Origin of the sequence: Pseudomonas sp. MN1F, from assembly GCF_009391885.1 — a bacterium.
GTDB lineage: Bacteria > Pseudomonadota > Gammaproteobacteria > Pseudomonadales > Pseudomonadaceae > Aquipseudomonas.
Genome location: NZ_VZII01000034.1, coordinates 23,340 through 47,878 on the forward strand (window position 1 = coordinate 23,340; position 24,539 = coordinate 47,878).

28 protein-coding genes are annotated in these 24,539 nt (G+C 59.5%); 15 read left to right on the forward strand and 13 right to left on the reverse strand.

Annotation, left to right across the window (positions count from 1 at the left end; genetic code table 11):
- Positions 1 to 98 precede the first annotated feature (98 nt).
- Positions 99 to 1,106: an RNA polymerase sigma factor RpoS gene (gene rpoS / locus F6X59_RS17115; RefSeq protein ID WP_016392283.1), complete on the forward strand. Its 1,008-nt coding sequence runs from the start codon at positions 99 to 101 to the stop codon at positions 1,104 to 1,106.
- Positions 1,107 to 1,607: 501 nt separating this feature from the next.
- On the opposite strand, the gene fdxA is transcribed toward rpoS, so the two are convergent.
- Both fdxA and mutS read right to left on the reverse strand, forming a co-directional pair.
- Positions 1,608 to 1,931 (reverse strand): ferredoxin FdxA, encoded by a 324-nt coding sequence (gene fdxA, locus F6X59_RS17120; protein WP_152957243.1) that lies wholly within the window; start codon positions 1,929 to 1,931, stop codon positions 1,608 to 1,610.
- A gap of 140 nt (positions 1,932 to 2,071) precedes the next feature.
- On the reverse strand, positions 2,072 to 4,645 hold the full coding sequence (gene mutS, locus F6X59_RS17125) for a DNA mismatch repair protein MutS (protein WP_372240426.1): 2,574 nt from the start codon (positions 4,643 to 4,645) through the stop codon (positions 2,072 to 2,074).
- Positions 4,646 to 5,063: 418 nt separating this feature from the next.
- Between mutS and F6X59_RS17130 the strand changes: the two genes are divergently transcribed.
- The 3 genes from F6X59_RS17130 to F6X59_RS17140 all read left to right on the forward strand — a co-directional run bounded on the left by F6X59_RS17130 (position 5,064) and on the right by F6X59_RS17140 (position 7,707).
- On the forward strand, positions 5,064 to 5,849 hold the full coding sequence (locus tag F6X59_RS17130) for a hypothetical protein (RefSeq protein WP_152957245.1): 786 nt from the start codon (positions 5,064 to 5,066) through the stop codon (positions 5,847 to 5,849).
- Between the two features lie 40 nt (positions 5,850 to 5,889).
- Positions 5,890 to 6,270 (forward strand): hypothetical protein, encoded by a 381-nt coding sequence (locus F6X59_RS17135; protein ID WP_152957246.1) that lies wholly within the window; start codon positions 5,890 to 5,892, stop codon positions 6,268 to 6,270.
- A gap of 189 nt (positions 6,271 to 6,459) precedes the next feature.
- Entirely contained in the window at positions 6,460 to 7,707 is a 1,248-nt protein-coding gene (locus F6X59_RS17140; protein WP_152957247.1) for a PIN-like domain-containing protein, read from the forward strand.
- Here F6X59_RS17140 and F6X59_RS17145 read toward each other — a convergent pair.
- From F6X59_RS17145 to F6X59_RS17195, 11 genes are all read right to left on the reverse strand, one after another.
- Entirely contained in the window at positions 7,679 to 8,950 is a 1,272-nt protein-coding gene (locus F6X59_RS17145) for an Arm DNA-binding domain-containing protein (RefSeq protein WP_372240424.1), read from the reverse strand. The two genes, F6X59_RS17140 and F6X59_RS17145, sit on opposite strands and share 29 nt — an antisense overlap.
- On the reverse strand, positions 8,920 to 9,114 hold the full coding sequence (locus F6X59_RS17150) for a hypothetical protein (protein ID WP_060495023.1): 195 nt from the start codon (positions 9,112 to 9,114) through the stop codon (positions 8,920 to 8,922). Before F6X59_RS17150 ends, F6X59_RS17145 begins: the two co-directional genes overlap by 31 nt.
- A complete protein-coding gene (locus F6X59_RS17155) occupies positions 9,111 to 9,695 on the reverse strand; it encodes a hypothetical protein (RefSeq protein ID WP_152957248.1) in 585 nt (194 codons plus the stop codon). The genes F6X59_RS17150 and F6X59_RS17155 overlap by 4 nt, the downstream gene beginning before the upstream one ends.
- Entirely contained in the window at positions 9,692 to 9,877 is a 186-nt protein-coding gene (locus tag F6X59_RS17160) for a hypothetical protein (protein WP_152957249.1), read from the reverse strand. Before F6X59_RS17160 ends, F6X59_RS17155 begins: the two co-directional genes overlap by 4 nt.
- Before the next feature lie 192 nt (positions 9,878 to 10,069).
- On the reverse strand, positions 10,070 to 10,366 hold the full coding sequence (locus F6X59_RS17165; protein WP_152957250.1) for a hypothetical protein: 297 nt from the start codon (positions 10,364 to 10,366) through the stop codon (positions 10,070 to 10,072).
- Positions 10,363 to 12,192: a DNA cytosine methyltransferase gene (locus tag F6X59_RS17170; protein WP_152957251.1), complete on the reverse strand. Its 1,830-nt coding sequence runs from the start codon at positions 12,190 to 12,192 to the stop codon at positions 10,363 to 10,365. The genes F6X59_RS17165 and F6X59_RS17170 overlap by 4 nt, the downstream gene beginning before the upstream one ends.
- Positions 12,189 to 12,443: an AAA family ATPase gene (locus tag F6X59_RS17175; protein WP_152957252.1), complete on the reverse strand. Its 255-nt coding sequence runs from the start codon at positions 12,441 to 12,443 to the stop codon at positions 12,189 to 12,191. Before F6X59_RS17175 ends, F6X59_RS17170 begins: the two co-directional genes overlap by 4 nt.
- A complete protein-coding gene (locus tag F6X59_RS17180; protein ID WP_152957253.1) occupies positions 12,440 to 12,958 on the reverse strand; it encodes a hypothetical protein in 519 nt (172 codons plus the stop codon). Before F6X59_RS17180 ends, F6X59_RS17175 begins: the two co-directional genes overlap by 4 nt.
- A 91-nt stretch (positions 12,959 to 13,049) precedes the next feature.
- Positions 13,050 to 13,289 (reverse strand): pyocin activator PrtN family protein, encoded by a 240-nt coding sequence (locus tag F6X59_RS17185; RefSeq protein ID WP_152957254.1) that lies wholly within the window; start codon positions 13,287 to 13,289, stop codon positions 13,050 to 13,052.
- Positions 13,286 to 13,795 carry a hypothetical protein gene (locus tag F6X59_RS17190; RefSeq protein WP_152957255.1) on the reverse strand — a complete coding sequence of 170 codons (510 nt, stop codon included), beginning with the start codon at positions 13,793 to 13,795 and terminating at the stop codon, positions 13,286 to 13,288. Before F6X59_RS17190 ends, F6X59_RS17185 begins: the two co-directional genes overlap by 4 nt.
- A gap of 255 nt (positions 13,796 to 14,050) precedes the next feature.
- A complete protein-coding gene (locus F6X59_RS17195) occupies positions 14,051 to 14,710 on the reverse strand; it encodes a LexA family protein (RefSeq protein WP_372240427.1) in 660 nt (219 codons plus the stop codon).
- 98 nt (positions 14,711 to 14,808) lie between these two features.
- Between F6X59_RS17195 and F6X59_RS17200 the strand changes: the two genes are divergently transcribed.
- From F6X59_RS17200 to F6X59_RS17250, 11 genes are all read left to right on the forward strand, one after another.
- Positions 14,809 to 15,003 carry a helix-turn-helix domain-containing protein gene (locus F6X59_RS17200; protein ID WP_132846508.1) on the forward strand — a complete coding sequence of 65 codons (195 nt, stop codon included), beginning with the start codon at positions 14,809 to 14,811 and terminating at the stop codon, positions 15,001 to 15,003.
- A gap of 227 nt (positions 15,004 to 15,230) precedes the next feature.
- Positions 15,231 to 15,719: a phage regulatory CII family protein gene (locus F6X59_RS17205; protein ID WP_110631375.1), complete on the forward strand. Its 489-nt coding sequence runs from the start codon at positions 15,231 to 15,233 to the stop codon at positions 15,717 to 15,719.
- On the forward strand, positions 15,712 to 15,915 hold the full coding sequence (locus tag F6X59_RS17210; RefSeq protein ID WP_132846510.1) for a TraR/DksA C4-type zinc finger protein: 204 nt from the start codon (positions 15,712 to 15,714) through the stop codon (positions 15,913 to 15,915). Before F6X59_RS17205 ends, F6X59_RS17210 begins: the two co-directional genes overlap by 8 nt.
- Entirely contained in the window at positions 15,912 to 18,677 is a 2,766-nt protein-coding gene (locus F6X59_RS17215) for a bifunctional DNA primase/polymerase (protein ID WP_152957257.1), read from the forward strand. The genes F6X59_RS17210 and F6X59_RS17215 overlap by 4 nt, the downstream gene beginning before the upstream one ends.
- Entirely contained in the window at positions 18,674 to 19,006 is a 333-nt protein-coding gene (locus tag F6X59_RS17220) for a hypothetical protein (RefSeq protein ID WP_152957258.1), read from the forward strand. The genes F6X59_RS17215 and F6X59_RS17220 overlap by 4 nt, the downstream gene beginning before the upstream one ends.
- 2 nt (positions 19,007 to 19,008) lie before the next feature.
- Positions 19,009 to 19,548, forward strand: a complete 540-nt coding sequence (locus tag F6X59_RS17225; RefSeq protein WP_152957259.1) for a hypothetical protein — start codon at positions 19,009 to 19,011, stop codon at positions 19,546 to 19,548.
- 204 nt (positions 19,549 to 19,752) lie between these two features.
- Positions 19,753 to 20,100 (forward strand): phage holin family protein, encoded by a 348-nt coding sequence (locus F6X59_RS17230; RefSeq protein WP_152957260.1) that lies wholly within the window; start codon positions 19,753 to 19,755, stop codon positions 20,098 to 20,100.
- Between the two features lie 148 nt (positions 20,101 to 20,248).
- Positions 20,249 to 20,770, forward strand: coding sequence for a terminase small subunit (locus tag F6X59_RS17235; protein WP_152957261.1), 522 nt, complete (start codon positions 20,249 to 20,251; stop codon positions 20,768 to 20,770).
- Positions 20,771 to 20,813: 43 nt separating this feature from the next.
- Positions 20,814 to 22,700 carry a phage terminase large subunit family protein gene (locus tag F6X59_RS17240; RefSeq protein ID WP_178120102.1) on the forward strand — a complete coding sequence of 629 codons (1,887 nt, stop codon included), beginning with the start codon at positions 20,814 to 20,816 and terminating at the stop codon, positions 22,698 to 22,700.
- 12 nt (positions 22,701 to 22,712) lie between these two features.
- A complete protein-coding gene (locus F6X59_RS17245; RefSeq protein ID WP_152957263.1) occupies positions 22,713 to 22,928 on the forward strand; it encodes a hypothetical protein in 216 nt (71 codons plus the stop codon).
- A gap of 2 nt (positions 22,929 to 22,930) precedes the next feature.
- Positions 22,931 to 24,538 carry a phage portal protein gene (locus F6X59_RS17250; protein WP_152957264.1) on the forward strand — a complete coding sequence of 536 codons (1,608 nt, stop codon included), beginning with the start codon at positions 22,931 to 22,933 and terminating at the stop codon, positions 24,536 to 24,538.
- The last annotated feature ends 1 nt before the right edge of the window (position 24,539 follow it).

The window sequence follows — 24,539 nt, forward strand, 5'->3', positions numbered from 1 at the left end:
CGGCCTGTTCCTTGGATGTAGAGGGGACAGGCTCCTGCGCTGCCAGGGAGACAGGCGCCGCAAGAGTCTGAGTTCGAACTCAGCAAAGGACTATAACAATGGCTCTCAGTAAAGAAGCGCCGGAGTTTGACATCGACGATGACGTCCTCCTCATGGAGACGGGCATCGTTTTGGAAACGGATGTGGTGTCAGACGAACCTGCTGTACCTTCGGTTCGGACCAGGGCGAAGTCGGGCTCTTCGCTCAAGCAACACAAGTACATCGATTACAGTCGGGCGCTCGATGCCACCCAGCTGTATCTCAACGAGATCGGGTTCTCGCCTCTGCTTTCGCCGGAAGAGGAAGTTCACTTTGCGCGCCTGTCGCAAAAGGGTGATCCTGCCGGCCGCAAACGCATGATCGAAAGCAACCTGCGCCTGGTGGTGAAAATCGCCCGTCGTTACGTCAACCGTGGCCTGTCACTGCTCGACCTGATCGAGGAGGGCAACCTGGGGTTGATCCGTGCGGTGGAGAAGTTCGACCCGGAGCGCGGTTTCCGCTTCTCGACCTACGCGACCTGGTGGATCCGCCAGACCATCGAGCGGGCGATCATGAACCAGACCCGCACGATTCGCCTGCCGATTCACGTGGTCAAGGAGCTCAACGTCTACCTGCGTGCCGCGCGGGAACTGACCCAGAAGCTCGATCACGAGCCTTCGCCTGAAGAAATCGCCACCCTGCTGGAGAAACCTGTCGCCGAGGTCAAGCGCATGCTGGGCCTGAACGAGCGCGTGTCTTCGGTGGACGTGTCGCTCGGCCCGGACTCTGACAAGACCCTGCTCGACACCCTGACCGACGACCGCCCGACCGATCCGTGCGAACTGCTGCAGGACGATGACCTGTCGCAGAGCATCGATCAGTGGCTGGGTGAGCTGACCGACAAGCAGCGGGAGGTTGTGGTACGCCGCTTCGGCCTGCGTGGGCATGAGAGCAGCACCCTGGAAGACGTTGGCCTGGAAATCGGCTTGACCCGCGAACGGGTGCGGCAGATCCAGGTGGAGGGGCTCAAGCGCCTGCGCGAGATCCTCGAGAAGAACGGGCTTTCCAGCGAGTCGCTGTTCCAGTAAGCCAGGCTTCACGCTATCTGAAGCGCCCCGATGACCTCGGGGCGTTTTTGTTTGTGCTTTCTGGGTAAGGCGGTTAGCAATCCGGGGCTGAGCAATGTGTACGGCGCTACCCCTGATGCATGGCGTGTAAGCCTTTGCTTACTCTTTTTGTAAGCCATCTGTGTAACTACCCGTAAATCAACGTCGCTTTCAGATCTGGTTTTTTCCTAACCAACTGAAATATAGATATTTTTTGGCTGTGTGGAAATGTGTCCCCAGTAACATCCCGAGAGATCTCGCAGTTGCCTGCCTCAAGGAACTCGCTAGTATTCGAACTGTGCACACGGACATGCACAGGCTTTCAGGGAGAAAGCCAAGGACGTCGCAAGAAGCGATTTCATCAGGACGATGTTTGGGACAAGCAGGGACTACGGAAAAAATGTGGGCGGGTCAAACCGCCCCTTTTTTTGCCCGCAGAAAATGAAAAAAGGCCCGTTGCGGGCCTTTTTCGTGTCCGGGCGCTTAGCGCTCCAGGTCGGCGATCTTGCCGGTCTTGCCGTCCCACTCTTCAGCGTCGGGCAGGGCGTCCTTACGCTCGGTGATGTTTGGCCAGACTTCTGCCAGCTCGGCGTTGAGCTCGATGAAGTTTTCCATGCCTGCGGGGACCTCGTCTTCCGAGAAGATCGCCTGGGCCGGGCACTCAGGCTCGCACAGTGCACAGTCGATGCACTCGTCCGGGTGAATCACCAGGAAGTTCGGGCCTTCGTAGAAGCAGTCCACCGGACAGACTTCCACGCAGTCGGTGTATTTGCATTTGATGCAGTTGTCGGTGACGACGAAGGTCATTTCTAGTTCTCTCCTCAGGCGACGGCGGCGGCCCTTCCTCTCGGGGCCGCGCGGTTTACGGGCATGTGGCTGCAGGCCAGGCTAATAACCTGCAGCACCAGCAAACCGCGGCGGATTCTACCAGCTTGTAGTGGGCGCCGTTATAACAGGTTCTTTAGTTGATATAGCATTTCGATAGCTTGACGCGGGGTCATGTCATCCAGGTCCAGCTTGCCCAGCTTCTCGATGGCCGGGTGTGGCAGGCTGGCGAACAGGTCGCTCTGGTGCGGGACTTGCGGCTCGTCCTTGGCCTTTTTCGTTACCGGTGCTTCATGGGGCAGGCTGGTGGTTTCCAGCCGGCCCAGGTGCTCGCGTGCGCGCAGGATCACTGGCGCCGGCACGCCCGCCAGCTGCGCCACGGCCAGGCCGTAGCTCTGGCTGGCCGGGCCAGGCAGCACGTGGTGCAGGAAGACGATACGTTCGTTGTGCTCGGTGGCATTCAGGTGCACGTTGGCCACCAGCGGTTCACTCTCCGGCAGCACGGTCAGCTCGAAGTAGTGGGTGGCGAACAAGGTGTAGGCACGCAGCTGGGCCAGGCGCTCGGCTGCGGCCCAGGCCAGCGACAGGCCGTCGAAGGTACTGGTGCCGCGGCCGACTTCGTCCATCAGCACCAGGCTGCGGTCGGTGGCGTTGTGCAGGATATTGGCGGTTTCGCTCATCTCGACCATGAAGGTCGAACGCCCGCCGGCCAGGTCGTCGCTGGAGCCGATACGGGTGAAGATGCGGTCGACCAGCGACAGCTCGCAGCTGGCGGCCGGGACGAAGCTGCCGATGTGCGCCATCAGCACGATCAGGGCGGTCTGGCGCATGTAGGTGGACTTACCGCCCATGTTCGGGCCGGTGATGATCAGCATGCGCGTGTTGTTGTCCAGGCCCAGGTCGTTGGCCACGAACGGTGTGGTCAGCACCTGCTCGACTACCGGGTGGCGGCCCTGCTCGATGCGCAGGCACGGCTCGTCGGTGAAGCGCGGGCAGTTCAGGTCGAGGGTCAGCGCACGCTCGGCGAGGTTGCTCAGCACGTCGATCTCGGCCAGCGCGGCGGCGCTGTCCTGCAGCGGAGCCAGGTGGCTGATCAGGGTTTCCAGCAGCGCGTCGTAGAGCATCTTCTCGCGCGCCAGGGCGCGGCTCTTGGCCGACAGCGCCTTGTCCTCGAAGGCCTTGAGCTCGGGCGTGATGAAACGCTCGGCGCCCTTGAGGGTCTGGCGGCGGATATAGTCGCCCGGCGCCTGCTCGGCCTGCTTGGTCGGCAGCTCGATGAAGTAGCCGTGCACACGGTTGTAGCCGACCTTGAGGTTGGCCAGGCCGGTGCGGGCCTTCTCGCGGGTTTCGAGGTCGATGAGGAACTGGCCGGCGTTCTCGCTGATCGCCAGCAGCTCGTCCAGCTCGCTGTCGTAGCCGGCCTTGAGCACGCCGCCGTCGCGGATGACCGCTGGCGGGTTGTCGATGATTGCGCGCTCCAGCAGGCTGGCCAGCTCCGGGTAGGTACCGGTAATGGCGGCCAGGCGTGCCAGGTGCGGTGCTTCCAGCTCGCTCATGGCGTTCTGCAGCTCGGGCAGGGCGCCGAGGGCATCGCGCAGGCGCGCCAGGTCACGCGGGCGCGCATTGCGCAGGCCGATACGGGCGAGGATGCGCTCGATATCGCCGATTTCCTTGAGTTGCGGCTGCAGCTTTTCGAAGCGGTAGCCGTCAAGCAGGCAGCGGATCGAGTCCTGGCGTGCCTGCAGCACCTTGAGGTCGCGCAGCGGGCGGTTCAGCCAGCGGGTCAGCAGGCGGCTGGCCATGGCCGTCTGGCAGCGGTCGATCACCGATTGCAGGGTGTTGTCGCGGCCACCGGCCAGGTTGACGTCCAGTTCCAGGTTACGGCGGCTGGCGCCGTCGAGGATCACCGTGTCGTCCAGGCGTTCGTGGCGCAGGCTGCGCAGGTGCGGCAGGGCCGTGCGCTGGGTTTCCTTGGCATAGGTCAGCAGGCAGCCGGCGGCGCCGATGGCCAGGGTCAGCTTGTCACAGCCAAAGCCCTTGAGGTCCTTGGTCGCGAACTGCTGGCACAGGGCCTTGCGTGCCGAATCGCGGTCGAAGTCCCACGGCGCGCGGCGCCGGGCACCCGGGCGCTTCTCGGCGGGGAGGTCGCGCGGCCAGTCGTCGGGGATCAGCAGCTCTACCGGGTTCAGGCGCTCGAGTTCGGCCAGCAGGTTTTCCCAGCCTTTGATCTCCTGCACGCTGAAGTTGCCGCTGGTGATGTCCAGCACCGCCAGGCCGAACAGGCGTTCGTCGCCGAGCAGGGCGGCGATCAGGTTGTCGCGGCGCTCGTCGAGCAGGGCCTCGTCACTGACCGTGCCGGGGGTGATGATGCGCACAACCTGGCGTTCCACCGGGCCCTTGCTGGTGGCCGGGTCGCCGATCTGCTCGCAGATCACCACCGACTCGCCAAGCTTGACCAGCTTGGCCAGGTAGCCCTCCAGCGAATGGAATGGAATGCCGCACATGGGGATCGACTGGCCGGCCGACTGACCGCGCGCGGTCAGGGTGATGTCCAGCAGTTTCGCGGCTTTCTTCGCATCTTCGTAGAAGATCTCGTAGAAGTCGCCCATGCGGTAGAACATCAGCTGGTCCGGGTGCTGGTTTTTCAGCTTCCAGTACTGCTGCATCATTGGTGTGTGTGCGGAAAAATCGGAGATTGCTTTGTTCATCAATGGCTTAGGCGTTCTGAAGGTCAAGCGCTGGGGCAAATTTGGGGCATTCACTACCATCTGTCTGCCCTTGGCCGCTAAGCCAGTCCAGCGGTGGTCCAAAGCTGCACAGGGTAACACGTGGTAGTCGGACTGTGAGTGGTAATGACTCGATGGGCGGTGGAGTGATGCAGAGTTTTCTGTTTGACGTTGGGCTTGACTGCTGGCTTAATGCCCGACATGCCTCTCTCCACATTGCTCTCGCCTCAGGCCCACCCATCAGCGGCTTTACAAAGCCGCTGATGGGTGGGCCTGAGGCTCGTAACACCCCAGCGTATTTTCAGATTTCGTTTACACTTCACCTTAAGCAGTGCTAGCTAGGTGATGTGTGACCCGCTGATCAGGACGATCAGCGCCAGGAGGATTCATGCCTGTTCAGCTCACGATTGCCCACGACATAACCGATCAGATCAATATTCTTGCAGGCCGCGAGAAGCCATCTGAAATGGAGTTGGCACGCGTCAAAAGAGAGATTGAGAAGGTAAAGAACGCTGACGCTGCTCAGTATTATATGCTCCTTGGTATGTTTTATTCGGTGGTGGGGGATGAGGCTGAGTCGAGAAGTAATCACGAGCGGTCGTTGCGACTGAATTCGGAGATTATTTTTCTTGAGAATTACGCTTTTTCCTTGAAACGCCTTGGTGCTGGACTTGAGGCGTTAGAGTTACTTCTTCGTGCATTTGAGCAAGCACCCACGGATCAGGTTTTAGAAGAGGTAGCGCAAGCCATGATTTATTCTGGTGATTTTGTTGAGTTCGAGCGTGTAATTCAGCGCTTTGATAAAGCTAATCCTGGCAGGCAAGCGAATTCCGTGCGGTCGGTTCGTTATATTGCGACTGCCGTAGAGCGTTTTGCTAGAGCGAAGGTTTCTATTGAGGATTTCAAGCTCAGCATGGCGCTAGTTAGAGCAGTGTTGTCGCGGAAAGGCTTGGTTAATGGTATTGAAACCATGACCTTCAGTTCAGGTACTTTTGATGAAGTGCCTCACGTTGATGTTGTTCTCCGCGTCAAGACGTCGTCTAGTGACATTCTTTTTGATCTTAATGAAGAGATCGCTGACGCGATGGCGAGCTCTGAAGACATAGAAGCATGGAATCGACTAGTCTTCACCGTGTGTGATCATGTTGCCCCTGCAGAGAGCGAAGTAGCTTAAGGAAAGGCCCGCGAATATGGCTATTTGTTACAAGGACTTTATGAGCTATGCGACCTCGGCAATTGAGGCTGAAGGTTGTGAGTTTAGCCATCGTAATTCAATGTCCCGCTCCTATTATGCTGTTTATCATGCGGCGCTGGCGTACGGCGATACTGTGAGTGTGCCTCCGGTTAGCGATTTTTCAGGCCCTACTCATCGGAAACTGTCGAAGTTCTTCGAAGATAGTATGAATGCTGATAAGCAGCTACGCATGAGACTGCGTCGACTTGGTTATCAGCTTAAACAACTGCATCAGGGGCGCTGTGATGCAGATTACGATATGGCTGAGACCATCACAGTTCTCCGGGCGCGTGATCATTTTGCGCGCTGTCAAAAGCGGCTTGAGGAGTTCGAGGAGTTGCTTTCCTCTGTAGCTGCTTGAGTCTGGCTTGAGTCTCCTCCAGCTTTTTTCCAGGCTATATAGATATTCGCTGAAAATCCCTCAAGCCTTTAAACATGTCGCCTGACTTTGAGGGCTATTGTTCGCGTTGTAGGTAACACGAACGGCTCTTTAGCCATTCATCCAATGGACTTCTAAATCCATTTTCGAACTTTTCTAAAGGCCGCAGCGATGAAGAAAAGCTTCCCAGGGCATTTTGCGAATGAGCCCGATGATCTGAAACGTTTGTGGGAAGACAGCGTGATTGCGCTGGATGCGAATGTTCTTCTCAATATGTATCGCTATTCCGAAGGCACTAGGCGAGAGTTCCTAGGGGTGTTTGAAAAGCTAAAGGATCGCTTGTGGATCTCGCATCAGGTAGCTAAAGAGTATTTAAAAAATAGGCTGAAGGTAATTAGCGATCAAGCTAAAACTTATGATGCCGCTATTAAAGGTTTATTAGAGCTCAGGGAAAAGTTTGAAGATCCTAAGCAGCATCCCTTTGTTAGTCCTGAAGTGTTGGGGGACTGTACTCGATCTTTTGACTTGATTATTGGTGAGCTGCGCGCAAATAAAGGTCATCACGACAAGAAGATCAATGATGATGATGTCAAGGAGGCCGTAGCTCAAATATTTGACGGCAAGGTCGGAAAGCCCTATCAAGATGAAGAGCTTGAAAAGCTAATTGTGTCTGGCGCGGAAAGATATCTTAACAAGATTCCGCCTGGATATAAGGATGCAGATAAGAAGGGCGGCCAGTCGTTGGAAGAGCGGTTATCGCCGTATGGTGATTACATCGGCTGGAGACAATTGTTGGATAAGGCTCTCAGTGATAATTGTAATGTCATTTTTGTCACTGGTGATAACAAGGAAGATTGGTGGCTTCATCAAAGTGGTCGTACGATTGGCCCCCAGCCGGCTTTGATAGAAGAGTTTGTTGGGCTCACGACTCGACGATTTTACATGTATTCACCGGATGGATTCCTTCAGCAGGCGGGCAGCTTCCTCCGTAAAGAAGTGTCCACCCAGGCGATGGAAGAGGCGAGGCGAGTTGGGGAAGAGGAAGTGGTTTTGGCTACTGAGTCCAAGGCTGACTCCAAGTTGTTTGCTACCTGGTTCAATCAAAGTAGAAAACTTTCGTCCGCTCTTGGCCTCAAAACTACCCAAGTAGCAATGCCCCACATTTCAACGTTGCATGGGGATAGTTTGTCGTCCAGTATAACTTCGCTTAGCCATAGGCTGGAAGCCTTGCAATGGCGTGTGGTACAACTCGAGGCTGAGACAGCGCAGCGTTTGATTGGTGATCCGAGTGAAGAGTTTTCGCACCTCGATAACGCCCTAGTAGAGCGTCACTTAGATGAGGTGCGTTTAGAATTACAAGAAACAAAACAGATGATCGATGCTCTCAAGGTTATCCAGGCGAGCTCCGATAACGGTTAGCTTGGCTCTGCGCAGTCTTTATGCCATCCCAGATTCTGGAAAGTTCGGTGGGTGATTCGTCATCCATCCACTTTGCATACACCTCAACTAACATTGTGAAATCTTTATGCCCCATCTGCTTCGCGATGAACGCAAGGTTCCCTCGGGCGGTTAGGCACCAGCAGGCGTAGGTGTGTCGCGTCTGGTACGGGCGCCTTGGTCGGATACCGGCGCGGCGCTGAATCCCCGCCCATTTCGTATTCCAGGCAGTTGAAACGAACCACTCGTTGATGACCTTTTTTCGTGCCTGGGTGCTTGGCGACAGGAGCGGTGTGACCGACTCATCTCGCCATTCGTGTCGGTTGTGGTAAACGCGGATGTCCCGCTTGGGGTGCTTGCTCACGATGGCTATCAGGGTTCTGCAGGCCTCGATTGCGGGCTTCATTAGCAGCACTGTGCGGGGCTTACCTGTCTTGGGAAGTTTGAATGTGCCGTCGGCAGTTATCGCCCTGGTTACTTCGATCTTCCCTGCCTCTAGGTCAATGTCTTCCACGGCCAGCGCGCAGAGTTCACCAGGACGCAGGCCGGTGTAGACGGCAAGCGTGGTCGCCGCCACATCTTGAGGGTGTAGGCAGCCTTTTGTAACTACCAGGTCGAACTCTTCATGCGTCAGTGGATCCGGCTCTTTCTCGCTCATTGCGAATCGTGTGCACGCAGCCGCGAGCCCAGCCACGCAGTACTTGTTACTCTCGCACCAGTTGAGGAAGCCGGCGAAGGTGGCCAAGTAATGGTTGGCGGTCGATGGGGCGCGTGTCTCGATCAGTCGCGCCCGGAGTAAGTGGATGTCCTCGGGTAGCAGGATGCCTGCCAGTCGATCCTTGCCAACCAGTTCGACGCAAATATCGATGGCATAGGCGTACTTCTCCTCGGTCATGGGGGTTATGTCGACCGCCTTAAGCGGCTTGTAGCGCTCTGCCAAGGCTTCCAGGCGCTCGTCCCTCGCGCTGCTGTAGTTCCCGGCATGCTTCGAGTTCGGGAAGTGCCGCCCGTACTCGAAGGTGCCCACTTTGATTTCGTGAAGAATCGCCGCCCGGAGCTGGGCGGCGTGTTTGATGTTGGCTTTGGTCACCGGCAGCCCGAGTGATTCACGGCAGCGGATACGGCGCCACATGAAGACGATCCGCAAGTTGGCGCCGTGAATCTCGATGCCCGTGTGCTTTGCCAGCTCGGCCTCTAGGCCACCTGTGATGCGCTCTCGGCCCACTTGTCATACTCTGCGATATTGATGGTGATGCGGCCGTCTGGGGCTTTTCGCCAGATCCGGCCCTGTGCCCAGGTCCCGTTCTTCACCTTGTGGCGAATGGCGTCTTCGGAGTAGCCGGTCAGCTCAGCGGCCCGGTTGATTAGTACCCAGCGTGGTGTGCTCATGGCAGTGCCTCGATAACTGCGCCGTGGTGAAAGGTGCGAGATTTTCCTGTCTTCGGGTTGGTCGCTTCTATGTAGCCAGGGTGTGACCACCACGCGGCGATGTGACCTTTAACAACTACCTCGGTGGTATTGTGTCCAACTCGGACTCGTAGGCGGCTGCCGACTGGGTAGGCTGCCCTGACCGCCGCGAGCAGGCCGACTTGGGCCATCGTCAGTTCGTTTTCGGCTGTCGCGATCTTGCTAGTGGTAGTCGGAGAGGCAGATTCAACGGGATGGATGTTGAGGTCGGGTGTGCCACCCTCCGCCTTGTCGAGGCTGCGGCAGGCGGCTGAGAGCGCGCAGGGCTTGCTGGAGGCCTGGATGTTGACGTCGGGCTCGCAGCCCTCGGCGTTCATTGGATGGTGGCGCAGGCACTCGCGTTCCTCGCCGTCTACCGTGCCTGCTTTGTAGCCAGCCAGGAACACCAGGTAGTCGCTATGCGTGCGCATGTCAGCGAAGCCGGTGCTGTCCTTCTCCAGTTCGCGCTCGCCCAGGCCAAGGGGGTTGAGGCTGACGAACACGTCTCTCGGATCAGTGTTCATGATTTGCGCCCTCGCATGATGATGAAGCCAGCGGCCTGACGGGCCTTGGAGCACTGGTCGTGATTGCCCTTCACGCGAGCCTTGCCGCAGATGTCGCAGATGAACGACATGGCGGGACGAAGCATGGGCTGCATGCCCTTGCGCATACGGGTGGTTGGGGTGTAGGTCGATGTGTCGATCACAGCGAATACCTCTCATGGACTCGGCGAGCGTTTGGGCTCAGGGCCAGGTGCTCAAAGTTCGCGGCGCTGCTAACTGTCGGTAACGTGGCTGTCGCAGGGCGGTAGGCGGTGCTGCTGCGATGCAGCTCGACCAGGGTGGCGATCAGTGCTACAGCGAGCGCAAGGCTGATCAGCTGCCAGGTGCGTGTTGGGTTAAGCACGACGGCGACCCTCGTTGAGCTGGCTGAGCACCTGCTTGCTTGCAAGCTCGAACAGCTCCCCGGCAGAAACCGGGGTGAGGGACTGCTCGCAATTGCGCACGGCGTCAAAACGAGTGCGGTACAGCCCGGCCTGGCCGAGCCACGCGACTGCATTGTGTTCGGCGTTGGACACTAGGCAACCGTCGGCTTCAGGGACCGTGCCTTCGTGGGTGCGCCTGCACTTCCTGCAGTGATACAGGCCGCCGTCGTCGGCCTCGCTCATGTACCAATCATGGCGGTGCGTGCTCATGCGGCCTCCTGCTGGTACAGGTCGATCAGGTCTTTCGCGTTGGCGGCGATCAAGTCTTCCGCTTCGTCAGGGCAGACGCTGTTGCCGATCAGGCGGATCTGGTCGGTGTTCTTGATCGGGCGCCATTCCAGCAGGCCGGTTTCTTTGTTCTCGAACAGGCCGCGATCAAGGATGTAGTCGGGGCTGAAGCCTTGGGCGAGTTTCAGTTCTGGGGCCTTGAGCATGCGCAGGGTGAAATCGACCAAGGCATGCTCGCCGAGTAGCACCAGGTCGACCAGCTCGGGGAAGTGCTCCGGCAGGTACTTGTGCAGGAAGTGAGCGCACTTGCGGGCCTTTGCCAGCAGTTCGGGCGGCAGGATCGCGGCGGGTACCTGGACAACGGTTACCAGCGCCATGCGTTCCTTGGTTGGCAGGGTGTGCATCGGTTCGCCCATGTCCTGCCACTGCCCGCCGGTGCCGTAGTACTTCACCAGGTACGCACTGGCCAGACGCTGATTGGTACCGCGCCCGAGAATCGTGCTCAGTGGCACCTTGGCTGCTCGCCCGTCGCCTTTGTAGAAACCGCCGTTGGCCTGCTCGAAGTGGCATGCAGCGACCGCGTGGTGGCCGCTGCCGGTGGTCAGGGCGTTTACAGGGTGGTCCATTCCGCTACCGGTGGAGCCTTTGCGCAGGGTGATCATCGACGCGGTGACCAGTGCTTGCTCGCCTCGGTTCGCCCCGGTGATCGTCCGGGTAGGCTCGTAAACGGGGTAGCCCGAACGGTCCCCATGATGTGTGAGGTGGGTCAGGTGGGCTGCGGCCAGGGCGAAATGGCCACCCTTGATCTGGGCCACCTGAGTGCGAAGCGGCTCGCCGGCGCTGAACGTGCGCTGCGTGCTCGCGTTGGCGAACTCGGTGAGGCTTGCGGCGGCCAGCTGCTGCTCGTCCAGCTGGAGCACGAAAGGCTGCTCGGCCATGACGGTGTGGCGCCAGAAACCCTTGGCCACGCGCCGGCAGGTGTTGTCCACCAGTGGGCGTTTGCGTGCGAACAGGCTCTTGCCCAGGTCGGAAAAGTCGATGCACTCGGCGGCAGTGCGCCAAGGCAATTGGCCTGGTTTCGGCTTCTCGTGCCGCTTCGGCTTCGTCCAGACGATGGGCCGGCCATCCGTGCGGCCGATGAGGAACAGGCGCTTGCGGATAGTCGGAGAGCCTGCGTTCGAGGCGCGGCGCTCACGCCACTCCACATTGCAACCCAGGCCGCGCACCAGTGCGTCCATCGGTACCCACTGGCCAATGCAGTCCATGATCTCGCCCATGTCAGGATGATCGGCAGCCAGGCCAGTGGTGAGGCAGGCGACGAATGCCTGGAATGTGCGCCCCATTTCCGACTTGATCGGCTTGCCTTCGTCGTCCAGTGGGCCCCAAGCCTGGAACTCTTCAACGTTCTCCATCAGCAGCAGGCGTGGGCGGGTGGCGAAGACCCAGCGAACCACGACCCATGGCAGCGAGCGCACAGCCTTGCTGCGTGGAGCGCCGCCCTTGGCCTTGGAGAAGTGGCGGCAGTCAGGGGATGCCCACAAGATGCCCACGGGCTGACCGCCGGTGGCCTGCAGCGGGTCGACCTCGTAGATGTCGCTGATGTAGTGACGCGTGTTGCGGTGGTTCGCGCGGTGCACCGCGATGGCGATGGGATTGTGGTTGATGGCGATGTCAGGGTCGCGGTAAGCGCGTGCGCCGCCGCTGCTGGCCCCGCCAGCACCGGCGAACAGGTCCACGTACAGCTCGCGCTGGAAGGGCAGGGCTTGCTGCTGCGCAGTCTGGATGGCGATCTGCAGGGCGGCGGTCATGCTGTCATCTCCTGTTGACGGGTGATCTGCATTGCCTGGTCGAAGGTCATCACGCGGCCATCGAAGTACCAAGCGGGATTGTCAGCGTTGGTCAGCACCAGGGTGTCCAGCAGCGGTACAGGGGCGCCAGCGTCCCAGTTGTCGAGGATCTGGCTAAGGCCGAGCGCTTTTGCGATGGCTGGGGCGTTGGTGGTCTTGCCGCATCCGGCGGGACCGTGAACGAGGCAGCTGCGAGGGGGCTTAGTAGTCATGCTGCAGCTCCCGCGTTGGCGCCGTTGGCTGGGGTGCTGCGCAGTTGGGCGTGGATCCGCTTGGCCAAGTCGTCAATTACGTCAGCCTGGGCGCCTGCTCGCGTTGCCTCGGCATCGGTCTTCAAGGCTTTGAAAGTGCGCTGAGCCAGACGCATCGTGGACGAAGCGCTGACCAGCTTCTCGTAGTCCGCCTTGGTCACCGCGAGCCCTGTGTACGACATGATTCGGGCTTCAAGCTCCCTGATGCTTGCCTTGAGCGCGGTGATGCTGGCTCGGCGCGCGGCAAGCTCCACATTTCCGGTTTGCTGAGTGCGCAGCAGCTCTGCGCGGAGATCGTCCAAGGCCTGTTTGGCTTCCTTGAGTTGCAGGCTCAAGGTCTGGTCGTGGAAGGTTTTACCGGCCTCGAAGCCTCGGGCATAAGCAAGTCGGCGTGCTTTGGCGATCAGGAAAGGAAGGATGATCAGGGTGATCATCCAGCCGATACCAGCGGCGAGTGCGTACTGATGTGGTTGCATGTGCTGTGCTCCAAAGTGCCCAGCACCGGCCGGTGTTGTGGTGATGGCCTGGTGCTGGATGCGATGCCCCTGATGGCCGGGGCCGCCTCTGCTATGCCGTCTGCTTCGCTTGGGTGTCGAAGTAGTCGGCAAGGTCGTGCAGGTAAATCACGTACTGCGCTCGGGCTGAGTGGTGCAGCTTTGTAGGCTTCAGCCCAATCTTTCCGGCGTTGATCAACTCCCTGAACCGGCGGTCTGTCTTGATGTGGGGGAAGTAGTGCTCACGCACCGCAGTCAATGTCGGGCAGGGAGTTGTCCACTGCTTGCGTAGCTGCCCAAGCGTATCGGTCATGGTTGCTCCCCACGCCCCACGGGGATTTGGCCGAGCTTCATGCGCACTTCTTCGGCCAGCGCGGTCTTGCAGCTGCCGTATGCAGTCGCGTAGACCTCTCCCTGATCGTTGGTCACAACGGTGCCGAAGGGGCGGTGCTCGTCGGTTGTGGGAGTGATGTAGGCATGCAAGCCGTCTGGTAATACCTGGCTCACACAGTCCAGCGCTTCCATCAGTGCGATAGCGCGCTGGATCTGTTGTCCTGACTCAGTCCGGCCATTGGCCACGTCCTGCAGAAAGTCGCGCAGGGACATGTACTTGGTCGAGTCGCCGCGGCGCAGCGTGATCGAACCCGTGAACGGACCGAAGCGGACCTGCAGGTGATGATCGCGCTCGTCGTTCTCCACCTGGATGTGAGCATCAACGATGGTTTCAGGGCGTCGCAGCGGGCAGGTGGCGCTGCCGCCGTGCTCCAACGTCCCTTCCAGAAGCATCACTCGACGCAGATTGATGGTGAATTCGTTCATGCCTCACCCCCATTGGGGATGGCGCGGACATGACCGGCAGGGGAGACGACCAAGCGAAGCCCGGTAGAGCGTTGAAAGGCTTCGACGGTGGAGGGGCGGTTGCAGGTGGTTGGGTGCAGGTAGACCTTACACCCACTGCTTGGCTGTGCAGTTGGCATTTCTGGACCTCGGTGGTGAGAGGATGGAGGTCCAGACAATACTCAAACGAATTTAGACGGTCAATACCTATTCGTATTGATCGTATGAGCGGTGTGGTTAGAAGATTTCCAGCTTGGAGACCACGACTCCGCAGATCGATGCATCTTCGGGTAGCTCGATAATCGGATCAGGCCAAGATGGGTTCAGCGGCTTCAAAAACCTCCGCGACCCCTCTAGAACCAGTTGTTTAAAGGTCGCTTCCTTGCTGTCGGCAAGCTTGGCAATAACCAGCGATCCGTTCTCGTAGTCCTTGTTCGGATCGACAAAAATGATGTCGCCATCAAGGAAAGAGCGCCTCTCATGGGGGTTGTACATCGATAGGCCTCGTACCCTCAGCGCAAAGGTCGCGCTGCTGTGTGATACCGCGCAAGGTAGCCAGTTTTCTACGTCCTGCAGTTCGAGCACATCTTGCATTTCACACCACGTTCCCGCCTGCACCCAAGAAATCAGCGGGACGAATCCGCGAATACGTGGACCTGGTTCGATGTTGGAGTTCGGGCCGGTCACGATGTCAGGCGCTTCTCCGCCTTTCCAAAGCCACTCGCTGGTCACACCCAGGGCTTTCGCCAGCTTCTCTACGTTTGCCTGGCGTGGGCTTGCCGAAGTCCCGGTGAGGATGCGGTGGATAGTCGGCTGCGGTACCCCTGAGCGTCTTCCTAATTCCCCTTCGGACCACTCCAGTTCATGCATTCGCTGTGCTACGCGCTTTCCTATCACGGCCTTTGCTCTGATTCGTTTACGTATCGGAATTGTATTGCTCTGTTTAATTCGTTTGGGTATTATCATTCCAATTCGATAACGCATCGGTGGGTGCAATGACCATTCAAGAGATGCTTCAAAAGCTGATTGATCTGGGGTTTTCGCAACGTGCGATCGCAGATCGGGTTGGCGTTACGCAGCCAACTATCTATCGAGCCACAAAAGGCGCAGCCGTCCGCTATGAGGTGGGTAAGGCTATTGAGCTGTTCTATGAAGAGCAAAAAAAGGTTGCTGAAAAGCAGCAAAAGTAAGGACTGCTGAGCTGAGGCCTCTCACCACAAGATCCCTCAGCTCAGCGAGCGCGGCGCAAAAGCGCCGTTGTACCCGCCATCCGGTTGCCTCTCACCACAAGAATCGCCGGATGACTAGAACCGCGTGAAATGCCCGCACAGCACGCAAAGCACAACACACCGGTCGTATTCACAGGATAGGACGTTGAAAGCCCTGTGACTACACCGTAAACCGAGGATTTACGGTTATGAGTCGCGTTGATCTATTGCCGGACGCCGGTCCGGTCCTCGCATTGCGGCAGGCGCTCTATCGCGCTGGTCGCGACTATCACGGTGGCATCACGAAGCTGGCCTTCGATATGGTCATGGATGTGGATGCCCTGCAGAAGAAACTTCACCCCACCGAAGAGCGGCGCTGGCCCAGCCCGGACGAGATTGAAGAGATCGTCCGCTGGACCGCTGATCCACGGCTGCTTGATGCGCTCGTGCGCCCTGCAGGTGCCGTCTGGTACCGGCCGGAGCCAGTCCCAGCAACCAATGAAGCGCTGCAGGCGGTAGCGAAGCTGCTTGAGGAGTCCAGCGAGTTTGTCGGTACCTTGCACGACGGCGCCGCTGACAACGTGTGGACGGCTGCCGAAGTGCTCGACCTTGAGCAGCGCGGCATGGATGTGATCCGCCAGGTGTTGGCCATCATGGCGGGTGCTCGTCAGGCCATGGAGGACGAAGCTCATGGCTGATGTGATCGATGTGGCCAATGACCAGGCCGACTACCACCTGCAGGTGGCGCTTCAGCGCCGCGTTCGCCCAGCGACTAAGCCGAGCGCGCAGTTCTGCGAAGACTGCGATGAACCAATCCCGGAGGTGCGGCAGCAACTGGTGGCGGGGTGCGAAACTTGCATCAGCTGCCAGGAACTGCGGGAGCGCCGCAGATGAGCGAGCGCCCAACCTCTACCACAGCTGATTGGGCGCGGCGGTACATTGAAGCCTTCGATCTCGCCTTGGTTCCGATTGAACCAGGTGAGAAGGGGCCGAAGGGTGCCGGCTGGAACAAGCCAGGTGGCTATTTCACGGACGCCTCGAAGGCTGAAGCGTTTTGGACTGTAAGCCCGAATCACAACCTCGGTGTTGTGCTCGGGCCGAGTCGTGTCTGTTCGCTGGACGTTGATGAGGTGCAATGCACTCGGCAGATCCTGAGCGAGTTGCTCGGCATAGATGTGGACGCACTGGCGGATTCTTACCCGACGTCGGTGGGCAACCCGGCGCGTTTTCGCATTATGTTCCGTGTCCCCGACGGCGTTGAACTCAGCTGGCATCCCTTGACCTGGCCAAGCAAGGCGGATCCGGATGGGTCGATTCATAAAGCGCTCATGACGCAGGCCAAGGCCGCTAGGGATGTTGGCGACGCTGAAAGAGAAGCGGCCCTAAAAATAGCAGCAGAACCATTCAAGAAAATTCCTGTCTTCGAGCTGCGTGCCGGCTTAGTGCAAGACGTGCTGCCGCCTTCCATCCACCCTGGCACTGGCCAGCCTTACACGTGGCGCACACCGCCATCTGCGCAGGGGCTGCCTGAGCTACCCCCTCAGTTGCTTGCGATCTGGCAAGGTTGGGACGAGTTTAAGCCCAGAGCTGAAGCGGTCTGCCCGTGGCTACCCAAAAAGGTGCCTGCTGAGTGGACTGCGCCTGCGCAACCTCGTCCCGCACCAATGCGCAATGGGCGCGATCTTCCTGCAGTGATTGCGCTATTCAACCAGGCCCACGATATCGCCACGCTCATTGAGGCTCATGGCTACGAACGTCGTGGTGACAAATGGCTTTGCCCACAAAGCAGCAGTGGTCTGGCAGGTGTCAGCATTATTGACGACAAGTTGTTCTCCCACCACAGCTCCGATCCTCTGGCCAATGGGCACAAAAACGATGCATTCGATGTGTTCTGCATCCTAGATCACGGCGGCGACCAGAGGGCTGCAACAAGAGCGGCTGCTCGGATCCTCGGTATTGACGCGAAGTCCCGTCCGCCTGCGCCGCCACCAGTAGGTGAGCTTCCCCATGCCCCATCGGTTGTCGAGCAGGTCGAGCTTCCTCCGCTCGCCAACAGCGATACCGAGCAGCTTCCCCGCGCCCCATCGGACGTTGAAGCGCCCAGCTCGGCCGCCTCCTCGGCCTCCGGGGGGGAGGGGGCGGATGGTCTGGTGCTGAAGAGCGCTATGCGCCGATTCGCCCTGGTTGAGGGCTCCACTAACGTATGGGATCTAGACAAAGGTCAGTCGATGAAGCGTGTCGGGTTCGAGGCGCTGGTAGGCAAGCCGCTCGCCAAGCAGTGGATGGAGCGGACAGATAAAAAGCTGATGTCGCTCGACCAAGTGAAGGAGCTGGAGCAGGTTAAAAGGTTGGCGGCTAAGAAGGGCGGAGCCCTGAAGCTGGATCCCATTGAGCGGTACGTCTACATCGACGGCACCAAGGATGTCTGGGACCGGGAGAAGAAGCGCCGTATCCCTGAAGGCGCGGTCAAGATGGCTTTGGGTGATGAATACAAGTGGTGGCTGAACAGCCCGGACCGCCGTGTCGTCGACGTGGATCACATTGTGTTCGACCCGACCATGACCAAAGATCCGGCTATCTACATCAACACCTTCGAGGGTTTGCCGCTCGAGCCCGTGCGTGATGACGCGGCCTGCGAGAACCTGCGCTGGCTGATCTCTTTCCTGTGCAACCACGACGAGGAGGCGCTGGAATGGCTCGTCAAGTGGCTGGCTTACCCGCTGCAGCACATGGGCGCGAAGATGGACACGGCAATCCTGTTCCACTCCACCATGGAGGGCTCAGGCAAAAGCCTCATGTTCGCAGACGTTATGGGCGAGCTATATGGCCAGTATGGCGCGACGGTCGGGCAGACCCAGTTGGAAGGCAGTTTCAACGCCTGGCAGAGCCGCAAGCTGTGGGCGGTGTTTGAAGAGGTTGTTAGCCGCGACCAGCGTTACAACCAGGTAGGCAAGATCAAACACATGATCACTGGCAAGACGGTGCGCATGGAGTCGAAGTTCATCAACGGCTGGGAAGAGGCCAACCATATGAACTCGGCGTTCCTCAGCAACGAGATCATGCCGTGGCCAATCAGCGAAGATGACCGACGGATGCTGGTGATGTGGCCTCTTGAGACGCTGCCACCAGAGCGCCAGAAGGCGATCAGCCGGGAGCTAGCGAACGGTGGAGTGGCTGCCTTGTACGGCTGGCTGCTTGATGTCGAGCTGGGGGAATTCAACCAGCGCACGCGGCCGCCCAAAACCGAGGCTCGCCAGCGCTTGGTTGAGTTGAGCCGCACTGCTTGGCAGACCTTCTTCTATCTCTGGCGTGCCGGTGAGCTGGGGCGCGGCCTGTGGGGCTGTGCGCTGACAAGCGATGTGTACGCCATGTTCGCCGAGTGGTGCTCGCACAACCGGGAAGGCGTGATGAGCCAGACGAAGTTCTCGTTGATGCTCAGCGCGAAGGTTGAGAAGACCCGCGCGATCCCCTGGACCGATGGCAATAACCGGCGATTTGCCGCGTTCTTCTTTCCTGACGATGGTGATCCTTCCCTGCCCCCATCCATGAAGTCGGCCGAGCTGGGCAAGAACGTCGTCGAGTGGCGCGCCAGGGCGAAGTTGGCTGGCTGGAACGTTGATGGCTGGGACCACGTGAAGAGGGTGCTTGCGGCATGACTACCTCTATTTGTGTGTTGGGTGTGTTGGGTTTGTGTCGGGTTGGATTGGTCTACCCAACACATTCGGATTGCCCGAAATCATTGGCTTGCACGGGTGGTGTGTTGGGTGTGTTGGGTTTGTCCACGCACGCGCGCGTGCGCGTATTTTTTTGGAATGCCATCACCGAAGAAAAAAAACTCTATGCGAGAACCAATAAACCCAACAAACCCAACACACTCAACACACATTCAGCTAATCAATTGATTTTATTGGGTTTCGCTTGTGTTGGGTTTGTGTCGGGTTGTGGAAATGTGTGTTGGGTGCTGGTTTGGGGGGAATGGCGATGAGTATGGATCAGGAAGTGGGTCTCCTACTGCGCGTCACGCAGCACCAGGTCGATACGGCAGAGCTTATCGATCCCGCCGAGCGCCTGCGGCTGGTGGGCGAACTGATGCGCCACTGGGGGGAGCAGCGCCGCTTGGTTGGGCTTAAGGCGAGTCTGGGTAGCCAGATGGGGACGATCATGGAATGGAAGGGGGCTGCACCGCGCGGTGGCGTATCGGGTCATCGCATTCTGGTTGCCGGTGCTGGTATGGATCACTCATCGGCAGAAGTAGATGCTGCTGTCATCCAGCTGGAACGGCGGGACAAGCGGGGGGAAACTTTGGCCAAGCTGGCAGAGATGCGCTACGTACTGGGCTTCACTATTCGGGAGCAAATGAGGGTAGTTGGGCTGGCGGAAGATGCAGATCGCACCTATCGCAACTGGGTAAAAGCCCTGCATCTGCAGGTGTTTGCCATTCTTGCGGCCCGCGCTGGTCGCGTCCGGCAGCAAACCGTTCGTCGGGTCACTATGCGCCGAGCGTGCGCTGAAGGTGCGCCGAAGTAGCGCCGAAGCGGATAACCGAAAACACCCCCTTTTCGGTTTTTCCGGTGACCTGTAAAAAGTCACCACGATGTGAAAAGTGCGCTTAGGCGCTGACCCAACAAGCACTGTGCTGTGCAACCCGCCCCGACCTGTCGGTGCATCGAGAACCCTGCCAACCGGCGGGGTTTTCTTTTTCCGGTGCCGTGCTTTGCCAATGAGGCTTACATGAACAGCGAGCAACAAGCGTTAGTCGAGATGCCGATCTGGATGGTGATCGTGCTATCCCTGGTCGGCGGGGTGTCGGGTGAAATGTGGCGTGCGGATCGAGCGGGTGCTCGCGGCTGGGCGTTGGTCCGGCGGATTGCTCTACGGTCCGGCGCATGTGTGGTTTGCGGTATGGCAACCATCATGCTGCTTTACTCGGCCGGGGCGTCGATCTGGGCTGCCGCTGCCTTTGGTTGCTTGACTGCAACTGCCGGTGCTGATGTTGCGATTGGCCTGTACGAGCGCTGGGCCGCCAAGCGGCTGGGCGTCGAGCAGGTGCCGCCGGCCAGTGGCGAGGCGGGGCAGTGACCGCCCCGGGGGTGGGGGTGGGGGGCTGTAGGCATTTGCCGATTTTTGGGTCCTCCCCCCGGGCCGCCCCCTACACGGGTACGCAGACTCGCGGTTTCTCTGCAGCTGAAATTCCTGCAGGGATGTCCGTCTTTTCAAGGACTTAGTGATGGGTAAGACAGTCAGCAAGGGCGAGCTGGGCGAGATCATCGGTCGTGATGAGCGGACCCTAAGCCGTTGGCAGAAGGACGGCATGCCCGTGATCGAGTTTGGCGTGGGCCGTGGCAACGAAAACCAGTACGACACTCAGGTGGTGATCGAATGGTTGATGCGCCAAGCCGCCTTGAACGGCAAGAAGGAATCGACGCGAGATCGCCTCGACCGTCTGCGCGGTGATCGCGAGGAAATCGCGTTGGCCCGTGAGCTGGGCGAGGTGGTGATTGAGGCCGAAATGGTCGAGCGCTTCGAGGCCGTGATCACTGCCGCGAAAATCGAATTGCTCAACACCTTCCCAGATGAGCTGGCGGCGACCTTGTCGGCGAAGTACGGAGTGCAGGTCGATGACCAGCTAATCCGCGAGCCCATCGAATCAATACTGAGGAGGTTGTCCGCGTATGACGAGGACGACGATCTCGCTGGGGATCCTGACGAGTCGGACGACGAGGAGGGCTCTGAAGAAGTCGGCGAGTAAAGCGATGAGCCGGGTCTGCCGCAAATGGGCGCCCCCGCCTAAAATGACCATCATCGAGTGGGCCGACAGATTTCGCTGGCTTGCGCCGGAAGAGTCGGCTGCACCAGGTAAGTATCGCTTCGATATTACCCCGCACTTGATCTGGCCGGGTGGTCCGCTTGAAGCATTGGATGATCCGAACGTCTCCGAGATCGTCGGGCGAAAGTCGGCACAGGTGGCCTGGACGTCGGGTGTGCTGGGCAATGCCATCGGCAAGTGGATCGACCTTGAGCCATCCCCCATCTTGATTTTGTTCCCCAAGGCCGAAGCGGCGAAACAGTACGTCGCGGAAAAGCTGGAGCCGATGATCGAGGCCACCAAGCGGCTGCGGAAGAAAGTGGACCTTCGCAGCCGCAAGCTGCAGCAACGGCAGGACTTCAAACGGTTCCCTGGCGGCTTCCTGAAAATGGTGGGCTCCAACAGCCCGGCCAGCGTGAAGTCCACGCCGGTTCCAAAGGTGGCCATCGAAGAACCCGATGACTGCAACCTCAACCTGCGGGGGCAGGGGGACAGTATCAAGCTGGCCAAAGAGCGTCTTAAGACGTTTCGGCGCTCGAAGATCATCATCGGCGGCACCCCCACCATTAAGGGACTGTCGGCTATCGATGCCGAGCTGGAACTGTCGGACAAGCGCGTGGGCTTGGTGCCTTGCCACGGCTGCGGGGAATCGCATGCTTTGAGCTTCGAGCATCTGCACTGCGACGAAGACCCGCACTACTACCATGAGGTGTATGGCAAGCGGCGTCCAGAAACCGCGTATTACGCCTGTCCGCACTGCGGTGAAATCTGGGACGACCACCAGAAGAACGCCAACCTCAAGCACGGGCGCTGGGAGGCTACTGCCGAGTTTCGGGGCATCGCCGGATACATCCTCAACGAATTGTATGCGACCTTCCACGGCTCTCGCTTCGAGGTGCTGATGGAAAAGAAGCTGCAGGCGGAACACGCCATGCGGCTGGGCAACATCGGGCCGATGATTGCCTTTACCAACAGCTCGATGGGTGAGAGCTACGAGTACAAAAGCGATGCGCCAAAGACGGACGAACTGGAGAAGCGCGCCGAGCCCTATGCCGAGCTGACTGCCCCTAAAGGCACGTTGCTGGTTACGGTCGGCGTCGACGTTCAGGGCGACCGCCTCGCCCTTATCATTGTTGGCTGGGGAAGAGGCGAGGAGTCTTGGAGGCTGTACTGGGGCGAGTTGCCAGGCAATCCCATCGATCCACACGACCCCGTATGGACTGCGTTGGACAAGATCATCGCAACGCCGATACCCACCGAAAGCGGTGCGCAACTCGCCGTGTCGGCAGTTAGCATCGACAGCTCTGACGGTAACACCAGCGATGCGGTGTACACCTACGTTCGAGATCGCCAGCGCTTCAACATCATGGCGATCAAGGGCGCGTCCATCGACAGCCGGGATCGGGAAATCTTCACCAAGCCGGCGCTGTCGGCGGACACCAGCCAGGACAACACAAAGGCAGCCAAGTATGGCCTGCGCGTATTCATCGTCGGCACCCACAAGGCCAAAACGCTGATCGATGGCCGGATGAAGCTCAAGGGCGCAGGGCCGGGCCGCATGCACTGGTACAGCGAAATTCGCTCGGACTATTACGAGCAGGTGACCAACGAGGTGCTGGCGCCGCACCCGCGCAACCCCAGCAAGATGGTTTGGCAAAAGAAAGCGGGCCGGCGCAACGAGGCGCTGGACTGTGAGGTGTACGCCTTGCATGCAGCCCGCAGCCTCAAGACCCACCTGCTGCGCGATCACGAATGGGACCAGCTGGAGCAGCAGCTGCTGCAGCCCACTCTCTTCACTACTGAGCAGGCGGTGGCGCCGATGCCTCGTCGCGTGGTGTCACGCGGCCGTGGCACCCGGAGCCGCGTCGGCTAACCGAGGTTCACCATGACAGAAGCACAGCAACGCCTTGCGGAAGTGAGGGCGGCGATATCGGCCGTCCTGAAGAACGGCCAGCGCTTGCGCCGTTCGGATCGCGAGCTGCAACTGGCCGAACTCAATAGCCTGCGGCTGTTGGAGAAACAGTACGCCGACCAGGTAGCGGCTGAACAAGCCGCCACCAAAGGGCGTGGCCGCAACCGCATTTCTTATGTGGGGCTTTGAGCATGTGGCCCTTTCGTAAACAGGAAGCTGCGGCCGAACAGTTGATGGCCGAAGCGATCCGGGTAGCCAGGGCTACAGCAGATGACCGGAAAATCGTCGCGCAGGGTGGAGGTGGCGGTGTTGAAACTCGCTGGCGCGGTGCCTCGCGGGTGCTCCGCAGCATGGCCAGCTGGATTCCGGGCTTGGGCAGTCCTCGGCGCGACTTCAACAAGAGCGAGCGCCGTATGCTGGTGGCGCGCTCCCGCGACGCCATGCGCAATCACCTGATCGCACGTGCGGCGATCATGCGGCTGCGTACCAACGTTGTGGGCACCGGCCTGGTCTGTCGCGCCCAGGTCGACTTCGAGGCAGTGGGTATCACCGAAGATGAGGCCGAACAGCTCAACGCCCAGCTGGACCGTTTGTGGTCGATGTACGCTGACGACCCCCGCGAATGCGACGCCGAAGCGACGCTCAACCACTACCAACTGCAAGCCCTGGTGCTCGTTTCCTCCCTCGTCGCCGGTGATGTGTTCGTGGCCAGTCCCGATCAAGAGCGCCCCGGCTGCATCTTCAGCACGCGATTGCAACTGATCGAGTCCGACCGTGTCGGCAACCCGAACAGCGGCATGGACCGCGTTGATATGGTCGAGGGGGTTGAATTCGATGCGGTGGGAGCGCCGGTCGCATACCACGTGTGCGCTGGCTACCCCGGCGAGCACCTGGCGGGCAAGGCGCTGACCTGGGAGCGCTTGAGCGTATTCGGTGCTGAAACAGGCCGCCGCCGGGTCTTGCATGTAATGGCTGACAAGGAGCGGCCAGGCCAGAAGCGTGGCGCGCCGTACCTTTCGCCAGTGCTGGAGCCACTGCAGAAGCTTGAGCGCTACAGCAGCGCCGAACTGATGGCCGCCGTGATCTCGGCGATGTTCACCGTGTTTATCAAGAAGGGCAGCGAGTTCGACCGTGGCAACCTGCCGATGTCGGCGCTGGCTGATGAGCGACCGGAAGGCGACGACACTTCGGACGGTGCCATCTCGCTGGGCGAGGGAGCTATCGTGGACCTTGGTCCAGGGGAAGAGCCAATGGTGGCGAACCCTAGCCGGCCCAACGCCCAGTTCGACCCGTTCTTCACTGCGGTCGTCAAGGAGATCGGTGCTGCGTTGGAACTGCCGCTGGACGAGCTGCTATTGCACTACAGCAGCAGCTACAGCGCTGCACGTGCTGCCATGCTCCAAGCTTGGCGCTTCTACAGTCTGCGGCGGTGGTGGCTGGCCTGCGATTTTTGCCAGCCCAGCCGCGAGCTGATCATCGACGAGGCGGTGGCCAGAGGATTGATCAATCTGCCCGGTTACAGCGAGCCGGCCAAACGAAAGGCTTACTGCCAGGCCATCTGGATCGGTCCTGCGCGTGGTGCCATTGATGAACTCAAGGAAGCGAAGGCCGCCCGCGAGCGCATCGACATTGGGGTGAGCAACGAAACGCTTGAGACCGCATCCATGACGGGTGAGCCCTGGCAACAGGTCATTCGACAGCGCGTCCGAGAGGTCGAGTTCCGTCGAGCCAACAGCATGCAGCCCCTGCCCAAGAGCGGGCTGGAAACCCCGCCTGAACCTAATCCCCAAGAGGAATAAC

Excerpts from the sequence above, each read along its gene's own strand:
- F6X59_RS17240 (WP_178120102.1), top strand. The coding sequence starts at position 20,814 with ATGACCATCATCGAGTGGGCCGACAGATTTCGCTGGCTTGCGCCGGAA.
- F6X59_RS17225 (WP_152957259.1), top strand. The coding sequence starts at position 19,009 with ATGGATCAGGAAGTGGGTCTCCTACTGCGCGTCACGCAGCACCAGGTC.
- F6X59_RS17175 (WP_152957252.1), bottom strand. The coding sequence starts at position 12,443 with ATGACTACTAAGCCCCCTCGCAGCTGCCTCGTTCACGGTCCCGCCGGA.
- F6X59_RS17155 (WP_152957248.1), bottom strand. The coding sequence starts at position 9,695 with ATGAACACTGATCCGAGAGACGTGTTCGTCAGCCTCAACCCCCTTGGC.
- F6X59_RS17250 (WP_152957264.1), top strand. The coding sequence starts at position 22,931 with ATGTGGCCCTTTCGTAAACAGGAAGCTGCGGCCGAACAGTTGATGGCC.
- F6X59_RS17190 (WP_152957255.1), bottom strand. The coding sequence starts at position 13,795 with ATGAACGAATTCACCATCAATCTGCGTCGAGTGATGCTTCTGGAAGGG.
- F6X59_RS17215 (WP_152957257.1), top strand. The coding sequence starts at position 15,912 with ATGAGCGAGCGCCCAACCTCTACCACAGCTGATTGGGCGCGGCGGTAC.
- F6X59_RS17170 (WP_152957251.1), bottom strand. The coding sequence starts at position 12,192 with ATGACCGCCGCCCTGCAGATCGCCATCCAGACTGCGCAGCAGCAAGCC.
- F6X59_RS17230 (WP_152957260.1), top strand. The coding sequence starts at position 19,753 with ATGAACAGCGAGCAACAAGCGTTAGTCGAGATGCCGATCTGGATGGTG.
- F6X59_RS17150 (WP_060495023.1), bottom strand. The coding sequence starts at position 9,114 with ATGAGCACACCACGCTGGGTACTAATCAACCGGGCCGCTGAGCTGACC.
- F6X59_RS17205 (WP_110631375.1), top strand. The coding sequence starts at position 15,231 with ATGAGTCGCGTTGATCTATTGCCGGACGCCGGTCCGGTCCTCGCATTG.
- F6X59_RS17220 (WP_152957258.1), top strand. The coding sequence starts at position 18,674 with ATGACTACCTCTATTTGTGTGTTGGGTGTGTTGGGTTTGTGTCGGGTT.
- F6X59_RS17185 (WP_152957254.1), bottom strand. The coding sequence starts at position 13,289 with ATGACCGATACGCTTGGGCAGCTACGCAAGCAGTGGACAACTCCCTGC.
- fdxA (WP_152957243.1), bottom strand. The coding sequence starts at position 1,931 with ATGACCTTCGTCGTCACCGACAACTGCATCAAATGCAAATACACCGAC.
- F6X59_RS17135 (WP_152957246.1), top strand. The coding sequence starts at position 5,890 with ATGAGCTATGCGACCTCGGCAATTGAGGCTGAAGGTTGTGAGTTTAGC.
- F6X59_RS17180 (WP_152957253.1), bottom strand. The coding sequence starts at position 12,958 with ATGCAACCACATCAGTACGCACTCGCCGCTGGTATCGGCTGGATGATC.
- F6X59_RS17245 (WP_152957263.1), top strand. The coding sequence starts at position 22,713 with ATGACAGAAGCACAGCAACGCCTTGCGGAAGTGAGGGCGGCGATATCG.
- F6X59_RS17140 (WP_152957247.1), top strand. The coding sequence starts at position 6,460 with ATGAAGAAAAGCTTCCCAGGGCATTTTGCGAATGAGCCCGATGATCTG.
- F6X59_RS17200 (WP_132846508.1), top strand. The coding sequence starts at position 14,809 with ATGACCATTCAAGAGATGCTTCAAAAGCTGATTGATCTGGGGTTTTCG.
- F6X59_RS17165 (WP_152957250.1), bottom strand. The coding sequence starts at position 10,366 with ATGAGCACGCACCGCCATGATTGGTACATGAGCGAGGCCGACGACGGC.
- F6X59_RS17130 (WP_152957245.1), top strand. The coding sequence starts at position 5,064 with ATGCCTGTTCAGCTCACGATTGCCCACGACATAACCGATCAGATCAAT.
- rpoS (WP_016392283.1), top strand. The coding sequence starts at position 99 with ATGGCTCTCAGTAAAGAAGCGCCGGAGTTTGACATCGACGATGACGTC.
- F6X59_RS17235 (WP_152957261.1), top strand. The coding sequence starts at position 20,249 with ATGGGTAAGACAGTCAGCAAGGGCGAGCTGGGCGAGATCATCGGTCGT.
- F6X59_RS17210 (WP_132846510.1), top strand. The coding sequence starts at position 15,712 with ATGGCTGATGTGATCGATGTGGCCAATGACCAGGCCGACTACCACCTG.